Annotated in this window: 8 protein-coding genes; all 8 read right to left on the bottom strand. The window is 56.7% G+C overall.

Going from position 1 to position 13,204, the window contains the following annotated elements:
• Positions 1-72: 72 nt before the first annotated feature.
• Entirely contained in the window at positions 73-1,626 is a 1,554-nt protein-coding gene (locus FCN80_RS24440; protein ID WP_136992935.1) for a DUF4112 domain-containing protein, read from the bottom strand.
• Entirely contained in the window at positions 1,623-4,181 is a 2,559-nt protein-coding gene (locus FCN80_RS24435) for a type VI secretion system Vgr family protein (RefSeq protein ID WP_136992934.1), read from the bottom strand. Before FCN80_RS24435 ends, FCN80_RS24440 begins: the two co-directional genes overlap by 4 nt.
• Before the next feature lie 4 nt (positions 4,182-4,185).
• Positions 4,186-4,710: a type VI secretion system lipoprotein TssJ gene (gene tssJ, locus FCN80_RS24430; protein ID WP_136992933.1), complete on the bottom strand. Its 525-nt coding sequence runs from the start codon at positions 4,708-4,710 to the stop codon at positions 4,186-4,188.
• Positions 4,711-4,743: 33 nt separating this feature from the next.
• Entirely contained in the window at positions 4,744-5,826 is a 1,083-nt protein-coding gene (gene tssG / locus FCN80_RS24425; RefSeq protein ID WP_136992932.1) for a type VI secretion system baseplate subunit TssG, read from the bottom strand.
• Positions 5,790-7,559 carry a type VI secretion system baseplate subunit TssF gene (tssF, locus tag FCN80_RS24420; RefSeq protein WP_136992931.1) on the bottom strand — a complete coding sequence of 590 codons (1,770 nt, stop codon included), beginning with the start codon at positions 7,557-7,559 and terminating at the stop codon, positions 5,790-5,792. The genes tssG and tssF overlap by 37 nt, the downstream gene beginning before the upstream one ends.
• 32 nt (positions 7,560-7,591) lie before the next feature.
• Positions 7,592-9,199, bottom strand: coding sequence for a type VI secretion system protein TssA (gene tssA / locus FCN80_RS24415; RefSeq protein WP_136992930.1), 1,608 nt, complete (start codon positions 9,197-9,199; stop codon positions 7,592-7,594).
• 56 nt (positions 9,200-9,255) lie between these two features.
• Positions 9,256-12,627, bottom strand: coding sequence for an ImcF-related family protein (locus FCN80_RS24410; RefSeq protein ID WP_136992929.1), 3,372 nt, complete (start codon positions 12,625-12,627; stop codon positions 9,256-9,258).
• Positions 12,620-13,204, bottom strand: a 585-nt coding sequence (locus FCN80_RS24405; protein WP_136992928.1) for a hypothetical protein, incomplete at its 5' end; no start/stop codon positions are given. The genes FCN80_RS24410 and FCN80_RS24405, both read right to left, overlap by 8 nt.

The following is a 13,204-nucleotide window of genomic DNA, read 5'->3' as shown; positions in this document are numbered from 1 at the left end:
GTTGCAATAGCCAGAACAGTTTGCGGCGCACACTCTCGTCGGTCATCGGGTATCGGGTTTTTTCAATGGTGATCATGGCTCATTCCCTGTGGTGGTCTTTTGCTCAATACGGAGGGTGTTAATAAGCGTTCTCTCCTTCACTTTGCTGCGCAGTTCATCGTCGTGCAGCTCACGGGAGGTGGCGGCATAGGGTGGCTCAATGCCGTCCGGTTTACTGTAGCCGTGAAGACCTTCAACATCCTGCCAGTGAGTTGGATAAAACTCGGCCTTAACACCGTTAATTTCCACGCTGGCAGATTGCCCGGTGGCTTTTACCTGTTCACCGATACGGTTCAATTCTTTTTTCAGCCCCTCCTCCAGGTTAATAATGACCTGCTCGCCCCCACCCTCGAGATACTGGTTAGTTCTCTTTTCCCCGAACTGTTCAGCAATTTTGCCATGCCAGGCATTGGTTCCGGGCATCCTTGTCGCTAAATCTTCCGGCAGATGCAATACCACCAGAAAGCCATTGCCGTTCCATTCATCCAGTACCGCCGACAACTTCCGCCACTCTTCCGCGCTGCCCGGGACTTTCTGGTAACCCCAAAACCCCCCCGCGGCCCAGGAGCCGCCGGGATGAGCGGCCAGTGCGGTTTCGTTTCCAAAAGCGCGGAAGATAGTACTGCCCGCCATATTACGGGCGCTTTTGGCGGTAATTCCGCCACTGAAGGAAGCGATATTGGCATAGATCTGCTTATCCCCAAATGCTGGGCTTTTCTCTGGTCTCCTGGCGAACAAATCAGGGTACCCATTTTTTGAATATTTACGCCGCAGTCTGTTTTCATGCTTTTCCTCCGCATGAAGACTCGGAAAGCGCGTTCCCTGCTTTGGCGCTTCCCGTAACGGACGCTCGATAAGATAGGCCTCGGCTTCACGCCGCACTTCAATTCGCCCCGTCCCGGTCGTCACCGTATGGGTTCCGCCTTTATAAACCAGCGCCTGTAACACCCGCAGTTTCGCGTCCAGCTCTATTAGCGCCTGCGGGATCATTTTCGATGCCAGCGGTTGCAACGCCGCAATCCCATCTCGTACCCGAAGTAAGTCCGCCTGCCATTTCTTCGGCAACATTCTTCCGATTCGGGCTTTCAGGATCTGCTTCACTGTGGTGGTCATCATGTCGCACAAATTACCCATTTTCTCTATGAGCTGCGCCTGATACTCAACCACATTCAGTTTACTCAGCCACTTCACCGCATCGCCTTCGCCGATACGGTTCAGAAATTTGATCACCTCTCCAAGCGTTTCCACATTTTCTGCCGCTTGTGTCGTCACACGCAGGACCAGCCGTCCGTCACCTTTTATCACCCCACCGATTACCGGGATCAGCGCGAACAACAGGATCACTAGAAATACCCATTCACTGACGCTTTCCCGCTTCTTCGGTTCTTTTGCCAGCCTGATGGACACGGCAATCAGATCACGCACCGCCGTCACATCACCTAACAGCGGGATCATGCTAATAACGGCGTCGACAATAATTTGACTGATGGTCTGTTTTTCATTAAACGCGCCCTGGAGGGTTCCCCAGATCCACTGCCCGGTTTCCAGGCTGGTTTCTTTAAACCACGCAACTCCCGGCACACTCATTCAACACCTCCACTGTATTTTGCAATCAGCGCGTCGATATCAGACTCATTCACGGAGGAGCTTATAAATTTCGAATTATCTGTATTATCTTTTCGTAGATAGCTTCGGACATCAGGGCCGAACTGAACCTGAAAATCACCTGCCGGCACATCGTCCAGATGCAGATAACCGGCGCCGTCAAGATTGCCTGTTCGTACAGAGCCGTCCGCCAGGGTCGCCGTAAAAGGCGCGCCCACGACCGGTGCGTCGTCGTGATACAGATATTGCATCAACGCCGTGGTACTGTCTTTTACCGGGTTGGCCAGCCACGGCATTTCCGGCTGTTGTGAGGCGCTTCCCGCCGCCATCGTCCTTTTCACCCGGCGGATATACGTCCCGGTCGTGCCATATTCCACCTTCCCGCCCTCCAGCTTCAGGTAACTGCCCCCGCCGATTAGCGTGACGCGCGTCTTCCCGGCGAATGACATGTCGCTCTCAGCGGTGATGGTGAGCTTCTTCTGTGCAAACATCCGCATATTCGCATTCTGCGCCTGCGCCTCTATCGGGCCCTCACCGGACTTCAGACTCAGTTGGCCGGTCCTCGCGAACAGGCCCAGTGTTTCACCGGACAGCGCCATCATATTGCCCATCACACCGGTACTGATATCCCCCCCGGCATTGATGGCGACGTTCTTTGTGGCCGTCATTTGCAGATGCTCGCCACTGGTGAAGGCTAACCCTTCCGGGGCGGAGAAAAGTACCGCTTCGTTAAGCGGCTTCAGCCGGTGCTCAAACATCTGTATCTGGCTGTCGATATCCGCCTTCAGCGCCTGGGCTTGTTCCGCGGCCATCTCGAGCTGTTGCAGTTGCTGGTTAAGCTGATCGATTTCTTTCAGCCCCGCCTCCCTATCCAGCGCCTCACCCTGGGCTTTAGCCTGTGCATCGGCACTGACAAACAGCCCTTTCCCGGCGCGTATCACGCCCCGCTCATCGGTACGCAGTTCCGTGCCGGCGCCGCGTGGTTTCTTCCGCGCGTCGACCAGGTGGCCGGTGTTAAGCTGGGTCTTGCCATATTCCGTGGCCAGCTTGATGTGCTCCTCGCCGCGCTGGTCTTCCATCCGCAGTGTGTTATTGGCCGGGGTCCGCAGAATATTGCGGGTCGGGTTGTCCCGATTAACGGGGTCCGGATGTTCAGAGTCATGCAACGCATAGGCGATATACGGCAGGTCGATATCGCCGTTGCTGTACGCAATCGCCACTTCGCTGCCGTCGATAAGCGGCGTGTGCCAGCCAAACGTTCCACCGGCATACGGTTTTGCCATGCGCAGCCACAGATAGCCGTAACCCTGCTCTGTCCCTTCCCGGTCAAAATCCAGTCTCACCCGGTAACGGCCCTGTTCATCCAGATGGGCGTAAATGGCGTTCTTCTCCCGGCTTTCAATACGGGCCGGGAGGGTGCCGTGAATTTCCGGGCGGGGGATTTCCATCGGGCGGAAGCTGTAGCGCTCGCTGTAGGGCATCCCGTCGACTGAAACCTGCAGGCGGGTATCACGGGCGGCGCTGTAGGTCGCCAGCGTGATAATCACGCCTTCTTTCAGCGCGCTAATGACATTCCCCTGCGGCTCCAGCACCTGGCCCGGCGTCAGGCCGGAGGCGTTACTGTCCAGATGAATACGGGCAGATTTGTTCAATTCGCGCTCATGGTGGATTCGCCCATAAAACGCCCCGCTCTCGGTTTCCGGCGCCAAAACGGTGTCGTCGCCGGCCTCCCGGTAAGGGGCAGCGTAGCGATAATGCTCACCTGTCGCGGTGGCGTTATGACGGACGACGACCGTTGTATCCATCGGCGCCGTGGCGGCGCGGTAGTTATAATCGCGCGTGGCGACAGAGCCTGTGACCACCCTATTCAAGGTACGCGCATTCCATACCGATTCCGCCGCGCCATCGTACAAACCGGAGGGCTCGCTGTATGGCAGGCGCACGTCAAACTGATAGTTGAGAGGGCTGTCGGCAAAAATATAAACGTCCAGCTCACGGGCATTGTCCATCTCCGTTCGCCAGTAGATCCCCACTTCGGACAGAATGCGCTGGATGAACTGCAAATCCGTCTCCCGCCACTGGGTGATAAGTTCACGCGGCGGATACGTACGCGCCAGACGAAATGCAAAATCCGCCCCTTCCAGCCCGTGTTTACGCAACACCCCCTCCACCACCTCCGGCACTGACTGGTCCTGGAATACGGCACATTGTCGTGAGTAAGAGAGCAACGCCAGACGTGAACTCAGCGTGACCCGGTAGCGCGACTGGTCCGCCGTTGTGGACAGCCATTCCAGCCGGGTAAGCATGCCATGGACGCTTTTCCCACCCCGCATCCGGAAGGACGCATACTTCATCAGCACCTGTTCAGGGGGAATATTGGCCTGCGGAGTGGTGAATTCGATGTCCCAGGTAAACGGTTCGCTCAACGCTTCCCGTCCGGTAAAATTCAGCACATCGGGTTTCACCGTGCTGTCGTTGATATCCAGAAAATATCGCGTCGGCCCGTCGAAAAGGGCTAACCCATCGCCTTTCTCCATCACCTTACTCCTTTGTCGGCACAAGGCTTAGCCAGCCGTCGCCCAGCGCTATGACGCGGGGGGTGTCCGGGTCGAGATCGTTGCGGGACAGCACCAGACGCCAGTGGTTGTCTTTCAGATCCGGGCGATTGAACAATCCCACCACGGCCACGAATCGGGCTTCTTCATCCATCGGCATATTGAGCGTCACGCTGCCTTTGGGCATCACCAGCAGTTCTTTGGACGCTACAAGGTCATCTTTCAGTACGGCGTCGGCATCGCGCAGCAGCGTCGGGTAACTGGCTAAGTCCACGCTTTTGCGGTCTTTGAGCTGATAAACCCGCAGCATCAACGCCAGTGGCGTCTGTGCGCCGTCGGCGTTAATCGCGGCACGAGGCGTAAAATCCAGATGCAGCGTTTTGATCTTTTTATAAAAGAGGGATTTCGTGAGACTGACTGTGCCATCCGTGACGGTCTGGGTCAGACCACAGCCTGTAAGCAGACCGCAGGCGATAAGCGTCAGCGCCCACCAGCGGGTGACTGTAACCATTCAGAAGTTCCTTATTGAGGGGGGGATACAGGATTAATCGAATCGGTAATGACCGTTTTCTGCGGGCGGCAACGCCGAACATTGCAGCCCTTCGTAACAGCCCAGGCTGATGGTCACCGTTTCCCGGTTAGTGCCGAGTTTGCCGTTTTTCAGTCCCAGCAAGCCAGTGCGTCCCAGCTGTATGCGCCGGCCTTTGCCCAGACGAGGCTCAGGCAGCAGCCGCACCGGCACAGTAAGGCGGAACCGCGCATCACTGCGGTAACCGAGATAGACGCGCATTAGGACCAGCATATCGGTATGGATGTGGCCACCGGGCAGCCAGCCTTCGGCCTCCCGCGGATCATCAGTCGTCAAAGTTACCCGTACCCGGCTGCAGGCTTCTCTGCCGGTTTTGCCCAACGTGGCGCGCTGGGAAAGACAAGTGCGATTTCCAGCCTCCAGCGCACTGCGGCTGTCGATGCGAACTTTGACCGGATCGGGTTCGGTAATGACCGTCCGGGTATGCGGAGCCAGCAGGTTGACCAGCGCCTGGATGCCTTCGGCATTGCGGGTGGGTAACCGCATGGCGCCCAGCAACGCCAGAAAGCGGGAAATGGGCGTTGCCACCTGCTCTGCCGTGCCGGGAATACCAAGCCCCACCAGCCCCAGCAGGCACTGGGAGGTGGCGTCGCGCCCACCGGCCTCAAAGGTGGCGGGATAAGCATATTTACGCCAGATTCGGTAATACTGGGTCGTGATACGGTGACTGAAGATATCCAGAAACGAGGTGACAGCCTCATGCCCTTCCCGACGCTGCGCAATATCATCCAGGTACATGCTTGGCAATGGCGAATCCACCCCGTACATCCCCAGAAAGGTGGTCCGCACGGTCGGGGGCAACGCCGGATTATCTTCGTCGGTCTCGACCGCTTTCAAGGTGCTGACCGGGAATCCCATCCCCGGCCAGGGACGAAATCGCACCGGATCGTTCCCCGGATGACTGGTGGCCCCCAACTTCGGGGAATCCGGACTCGCCTGCTCCAGCAACTGGCAGAAACGATAAAAGTTAGCCCGCCAGATGTCCTTATTGAGGGATAACGTCAGCCTGGTACGCGCTGGCTGTGATTCTCGCGCCATCTTAGTCGTTTCCCTGTCGGTTGCAGTACCAGCGTGAGCTGGTTGAAAAGGTGAATATCCGCATACAGGGCGAAGAAACGATGCAGCATTTCACCAAAGAGATTTACATCGCCCTCCCCTGCAAAGTTATCCATGTTCAGCGTGACCTCAATGTCCACGCCCCGCAGCATAAACCCCCTATCGAAGCGGCGAATAAGCCTGTGCTTCACCGCAACAATCGCTTCAAGGCGTCGGCGGTTCATTTCATCATCAGTCCAGTCATACAGCGCCAAGGTGCCCCGCAATACTTCCGGGTTATCCATCATGCTGAGGAAATTCGAGCCGAGATGACTCATCACACGCCAATGGAAACGATCATTTGCGGGGGGATACAGCGGCATCGTCGGCGCGGAAACGTTCAATACCCTGACCGGGACCTTGCCCGCTTTGACCACCCTGTCCAGCAGGGTGCTTTCCAATGCTTTACGCGGGAGTTGGCCATTGGTGCCAGTGATGCGAATCGAGAGCGATTCCGGCTTCTCCGACAGTTGATCCAGCTCGAAAGAACGGCCTCCAAGAATAAGCCAGGTGTCATACAGGCCGGAGGCGCCGCGTTTCACGCGGGTGTGGTAATAACGCTCCGGCGCATCATGGCGCATCATGCCGCCTCGGTGGCGGAAGCTGGTGAACGGGACATAGGGATAGTTGCCATTTTTTACCGCGCCATGAATGTCATCGACGCTGTATATCTCGGTGTGGCCGTCCTGAAGGCGCAGCGGCCGCAACAGATATTCATTATCCAGCGGATTGAGCGTCAGCGGGTCGGCTTCGAGTGTGAAAAGATTGATGACCGGCGCACAGTGCAGGCGGAAGTTTTCCGTCTCAAACGGCAGGTCCGATGACCAGGTTTCACTGAGCACCATGTCGATCTCAAACCCATTGCCGGCAAGATGTAATCCGAGGGTTTCAAGGCCCCGCAGCTCGACAAACATAAACTTTTGCCGAAAACTGAAGTATTCCAGCAGCAACTGATAACCACTGAAGGCCGAGTCAGCCTTCTTCCACAGGCCGTCATCGTCATCAAAGCCCATCGGTTTACACCAGCCATCAAATTTATGACGTTCGGTGCCGGTACCGGCATGACGGGCATACATCGCCTGTACGCCACGGGTCATCGCCAGGTGGAGCGCCGAGCTGACCGGACTTTCGGCGTTGAGAAAAATGGCCACTTTGTCGATCCCGGTTTTGCTCCAGTCCACTTTCTCCGGGCATTCGAAACGCAGATGAATAGCTGAGCGGCCATCGGTTTCGGTGAGCAGGCGGGCATCCGCGAGATGCAGTGGTTGTAACGTGACATCCCGCGTGGTTCGATACTGGCAAGCCGTTTTATGCGGTCCTACCGGACGAGAAAGGACGGAAAAGCCTTCAGTCAGCATTTCCGCTTGACGAAGACTTTGCCAGTCAGGGGAGAACTCGACGATGGCAAGCGATGGGATGGTTCGCATGTAATGCGGCCACAGCAGACTCACCAGCCCTTCGGTCAGTTCCGGCAGGTCATCATCCAGCTTTTCACGCAGACGCCCCATCAGGAAGGCAAAACCTTCAAATAAACGCTCCACGTAAGGATCACGCGCGCCGGGTTTATCCAGATTGAGCATTGATGCCCTGTCCGGGTGGGCGCGGGCAAATTCTTTACCGGCTTCGCGCAGATAGCGCATCTCGGCCTCAAAATAGCGCAGGGTCATATCATCCATGCACGGATTTCCTGAAGTTATCAAACAAAAATTTAGCCACAGAGCACCATGGCGCGGGCAGGATCGATGGCAATCAGACCCGCCAGCAGAGAATCCATCTCAGGCATCAGCCGGGTTTTATCACTCTCATTGCGACCGGCTTTCATGCGTAGCAGCTTCAGGCGGCGGGCCTGCACTTCAAATAACAAGCCTGGCTCCCAGTCTCCCAACGTCAGTTGCGGGGCGCTGGCGGTCAATTCGCCCAGCAGATGCAGCGCCATTTCGTTACGCCCGTACTGTTCGGCCACCCGGGCCATCAGCAGACGTACCAGCCAGCGGTGGCGTGCGGTGTCCATCCCCGGTTGAGACTGAAGCCATGTCAGTGCCGCCTCGGGACCGTCACGGTCGCCTTTTTCCATTGCCTCGGCTTCCAGTAACAGCACCTCGTCCCCCTGCCCATGGGTAGCCGTCACCGGTTCACCGCCGAATAACAGGGCTTCCTCATTCACTTTTTCCGCTATCCAGCCCGTGGTCACCTCATCGGCAAATGGAGCGCCGTCATTCCAGGCCAGCCGCTCCAGCCCCGGTAGACGTCCAAGGAACAGTCGCAGATCCATCAGGATCGAATCGGACCAGCCTTGCCAAGGCTGACCTGCGTGGCTAAGCCCCTGCCAGAGGTACCATTGAAGATCGAGCCAGAAATGATTCACCCCTTCGCAGTACATCTGGCTGGCCTGTTCAACCAGTTCAACCCAGTTTTTCTGCAAATACAGACGTTTTAGCTGCGCCCGGTACTCCGGTTTTGGCGGGACCAGGCGGGAACGGCCGCTGTTGTCCAGCGGTGGGATCTGATCGACCGTATCCCAGCGAACGGTTTTCATCAGCCGGTGGGAGGCCAGCCAACCTTGGGGTTGTTCTCCCAGCCAGCGGGAAAGCAACTTTGCCTGATCGAGCAAATCACGCCCGGACTTCACCTCCGTCAGTTGGGGCGAAGGAGAAAGGACGGATTCGCGCCCAAATTCCTGTGTACCGCTGTTTTGGGGGATCAATGCGTCCATCCCGCCGGAACGCGCCAGGCGATTTTCCAGTGCGCTACAGAGACCGGCAAAAGAGGGTTTTTCATTCTCAGACCAGTCAGCAACAGTTTCATCCAGCAGGCTGACAGCCCCCGTAGTCAAACCGGCATCATCCCGGTCCACTTCGGGCCAGAGCGAAAGCGTATCAAGTACCTTTGCGCCGCTGAGCCATTCCAAAGCAGCCTTCCGGGCGTTCGGGCGCTGCGGATGACACTGTCTGCCGTAGCGTGACAACATCGCCGCCAGCAGCAATAAGCCTTCCGCCAGGCCTTTCTCACCGTCGCGGCTCAGCCGGGCCTGGATATACCAGGTCACTACACGGATATCTTTGGCGCTTTCACAAAGTATTTTTTCCGCCAGCGCGCAAAGCCGTTCCGGATCGGTACCCGACAGCTTATTAATTTCGTCGCGCATCAGTTGGAAATTATCGTCATAGGCCGGGTCGTCACCCACTCCCCGCTCAGAGCCGAGAGGACATAACCAGTTATCCCAAAGTGACAGGGCATCGGAGGCCCTTTCGATGAGGCGCCGTTGCTCTTCTTTGTTCGTGGTGCAGGCAATTAACAGGGCTTCCGCTGAACTCATTCTTTTTCCCGTTTGCTAATTTCTCTCATGAATTTCACGACCGCTTCAGTTCGTTGCTACTCACTACTTTCAGCGCCAGTCGCAATATTGAAAATGGATTCAGGCAGCTTAAACCTCTGGAGCTTCAGCAATGCCAGCGGACCGTCACCCAGTTCACTGCGCATCACAAACCTCAGCGGATTGCTGTCCTGGCTATTCCACACCAGTTGGGTACGACTGCTGTCGAGTGGGGTGACCTGGGCTTTATCCAGCAGGCGGATGAATCCCCAGTTCCCCTGGTTATGGGCATACAGCTGCATACCACTGTTTACGCTGCGCCAGCTGAGACTGCTCCCCGGATAGTGGGTATTCCCCGGCCAGGCGAAGCTCTGCCAGTTTTCCATCTGGTTGAAGTAGTCCAGTTTCTGCTCATCAATGGAGAGATGTATACGGGCCACATTCCGGGAAGGGAGTACCATTAATTCAAAGTGAACGCTCGCATCGCCCTGGGCAAAAACGATATCCGACAGTTCGGCCAGTTGATTAATTGCCCGGAGGAAATCAGGGTTCACTTCCATCCCCTGGCTTGCCGCGGGATCAACCACCCAGCGATTACCCTCTTGATGTAAAATTCCGCCGAGGTTGCTTTTCAGGAATGTGGTGATCCGGCCTGAATCGCTGCGCAGGAACTGAGCCAGCAGCGGCAAAGAGGCATCGCTGCCGGTGGCCTTGAATGGGTAGCGACCGGCAAAAGCTCTATTCCATTGATCCACAATGGTTGTCCGCCAGCGGGTATTAAGGCTTCCCGCCGCCGGGGCCAGTACCTGTCTCCAAGCCAGATCCAGCGGTTGCACAAACAACGACTGACCGAAGCCGCCCCATTCCTGACCCAGACTCGCCGCAATAAGACTGCCGTAATCACGGGTATCGGTCAGATCGATAGCGTTGCCCTGAAATACGGTCTGGGCCAACATACGGGACATCGCTTGCGGATCGGGCGCACTGGTCACCTGCTGAAGCTTAAGACGAACCTGTGTGACGCGGGCAAGCCAGGACTGGAAGCTCAGGTTACCATTACGTCCGGTGCCTTCTTTCCCTTCCATGAGTCCCATCAGCGGGCCAAAAACCCTATCCAGCGGGCCCTTTGGTCTCTGGGCTTGCTCAATGATCTGTTTGGCGTTTTTCTTATGACCGATGAGCTTTTTCGCAGAATCCACAATGGAATCCGCCAGCGCCTCGCCCTTATGTCCGGTATTACCCTGCCAGGCCAGCGTATTCATCAGCGCCACGAGCGGTGACTGGCGCACATCGCCAATCAGGTTCAACTGGGCAATGCCTTCTGAAAGCGATGTGGCTTCCCGCCACAGAATGCTGTTGACCATATTCAGCCAAGCATTACCGAAATCCGTGAAATAGCGTTCGGTCAAACGGGCTTTCAGGGCTGCGGGGGAAATATCGCCCCCCGCCTGATGGGATTTATCCGTCAGCACCCAGTCAATTTCATCGCGGCGGGTTTTAACCACCTCATCGATCGCGTCCTGAACCTGCTCTTCCCAGGCCTGCCGGGTGAACATCCCCGGTACCACTTCTTCTGTGCTGAATACGGTGGAGGCATCGGTATCGCCGGTCATATCCGCCAGTGTTAAATCCGGCCAGTTGCTGGCAACGCGCTTTAGCATGTCCTGATACAGCCCCGATTCGGCGTTACGCTGGCCTATCTGTTTGAGCAGGATCTGGCGCACGGTACCAATAAGTTTCGCATCGGGCTCGATTGTCCATTCCGGGTGTGACGGGAGATTCTGAGCATAGAAGCCCAGAAGTTTCGGGGCCAGTTCCTGCCAGGCGCCATCCGGGACCCCTTCGCGTTTCGGCCAGACCATCAGCACATTTTTAGCCAGCCACCCGGCATCCGCCTTGTCCGGTCTGGCCATCATCAGATAGCCTTTCAGAACATGATATGTCCGCTGTGCGCCCCGCGAACGGGCGTCACTGGCCGGTGGCAGTTGTACAAAGGCATTCAGTTGTTGTTTCAGGTGAGCGGCGGCGGCGGCGCGCATTAACTGCGCGTTGTTACGAGCATACAACGGCCAGAGCGCCGCCAGCGTGTCACTGTCCTGATTAAGCCCAAAGCGGGTGTACCACGGCGCGCCGGTGGCTTCACGATGTTGCAAACGGGCAATGGACTGCTGTAGCACGAGCTGATTACGCAGGCGTTCTGTAAGCGGCAGCTTCGGATCAGCGGCCTGCCTGGCGGTCTCCTGAGACTGATAAATTTGTGCCCGATTGACGGTAAGGGACAGCAATGTACCGGCGCCCCACACCACAATTAGGGCAAGTAGCAGTAAACGCAGCCCTTTCGGCCAGTCGAACGTCAGTTTTCTGGCGCTGACGGCATCGCAGTCATCAATGAGGGCTTTCCACGCCGGCGTATCAAGACGGGTGTTCGGTATCGAACCCGAGGTAGTCAATTCAGGGCTGAACACGACGCCCCGCAGGCGATAGGCGGCAGAGCCCTGCATCAGCCCGTTTAACAAAACGCTCAGGCTTGCTTTCAGGTCCCCCTGCAAGCGGGAAGAAAGTTGCAGCAGCCAGTCATGGCGAGGGGTGTTCAGTACCTGGGACATCCCCGTCTGACATAAACGCGGGGCCAGCGTATCCAGTGTTGCGAGGGCTTCCTGCACGGTCGCCCCTGGGCCGAATAGTGCGCCGGTCGCCACCGGCTTGCCTTCTTCCGAGACGGCGGTCTCTTCGTCGGTCAGCCATAACCAGACGGGAGCCTGCCAGCCCAGAAGATAATCGGCTTTCTGACGGCAACGTAAAAACGCATCACGTTCAGTATCGGCCGGTAACGCTGTGGTATTCATTACCTGGATGATGCCATCAAGTGGACTACCGGAACGCAGGCGTTTTAATGTTGACAGAAAAACGTCATCCGGGAGTGACTGAGCATCGCCGCCATAAACCAGCACATGACCATCGCCTTCCTGCCAGAGGTCGCGACAGAGTCCCGGAGCGATCTTCTGAACCTCGTCTTTGTTGCCCATTACGAGCAGGACCCTGACTTTACGCTGCCAGTGACGACCATACCGTAGGCGAAGGTGCTCTATTACCGGTTCATCCTGAAAAACAGGTTCGCTGTCATTTTCTGCATCGGCAATGACCTGCGCTATCGGGGCGACAGTTGGGTTCTTGTTCTGACCCCAGTGGAAGTACAGGCCTGATTTACCCGCATGGTCGAATGCCCGTTCGACCAGCCAGCCCAAAAGAAACAGCGCAGCCGCCATCACTGCGCAAAATGAGAGGATACGTTGTCCGTCATACGGCCCGAATCCTGTGGCTGTAGCCACTTTTTCCGGAAAGGCATAAAACAGAAATGCAACGATGACTGCCAGAAAAAAGATGACGGTAACGGTAGAGCCGATGAGTGTGTTGACTTTGACCTTAGACATTCCCTGGGGATTCCTTGCGTACTTCTTCTTTTTTAGTGATAACAGCGACCCAGATGTCATCTTTATCAGCATCAGGTTGTGCGGCGATGACCTGTGTTCCACGCGCGTCAAAGGCTGAATCGGCAAGAATGACGGCGACCCACGGGGCGGCATGGCGGGCGTAGCCCAGAACCGGATCAATACCGAGATTATCCTCGGACAGACTGAACCCAACCGCATTTGCTTCGCAGGCAGTATTCCAGCCACTGCCCAATGTCAGCGCGGGGCCGGAAAACCAGCTGCCGTGGAGTTGTTCGGGCTGTACTTTTGCCCAGAGCAGCGCCCGCTTGAGGGTCTTTGTCAGCACGGGTCCGGTGCCTCTTTCAGGGCGATGCAGCCGCAGGGCATCCGGGTAAGAAAGGGCTTTGCGATTGCTGAGTACCAGCATCGTGACGGCATCAGCATCGCCTTTAACAGGTGAGGCGGGTAAAGACATCGTTATCGCAACCAGTATGCCGGGATGAACCGCCCCGGTTTTCCGGGAGAGTATTTTAGTTGGGAACTCAGGCTGCCAGATCCTTATTCCCGATGGAAGCAT

The sequence above is a fragment of the Martelella alba genome (genome assembly GCF_005217455.1).
Taxonomy (GTDB): Bacteria; Pseudomonadota; Gammaproteobacteria; order Enterobacterales; family Enterobacteriaceae; genus Acerihabitans.
This window is presented reverse-complemented; position numbering and strand designations above follow the sequence as displayed.

Coding starts and splice junctions, on each gene's coding strand:
- tssF (WP_136992931.1), bottom strand. CDS start 7,559: ATGGATGATATGACCCTGCGCTATTTTGAGGCCGAGATGCGCTATCTG.
- FCN80_RS24440 (WP_136992935.1), bottom strand. CDS start 1,626: ATGAGTGTGCCGGGAGTTGCGTGGTTTAAAGAAACCAGCCTGGAAACC.
- tssG (WP_136992932.1), bottom strand. CDS start 5,826: ATGGCGCGAGAATCACAGCCAGCGCGTACCAGGCTGACGTTATCCCTC.
- tssA (WP_136992930.1), bottom strand. CDS start 9,199: ATGAGTTCAGCGGAAGCCCTGTTAATTGCCTGCACCACGAACAAAGAA.
- FCN80_RS24410 (WP_136992929.1), bottom strand. CDS start 12,627: ATGTCTAAGGTCAAAGTCAACACACTCATCGGCTCTACCGTTACCGTC.
- FCN80_RS24435 (WP_136992934.1), bottom strand. CDS start 4,181: ATGGAGAAAGGCGATGGGTTAGCCCTTTTCGACGGGCCGACGCGATAT.
- tssJ (WP_136992933.1), bottom strand. CDS start 4,710: ATGGTTACAGTCACCCGCTGGTGGGCGCTGACGCTTATCGCCTGCGGT.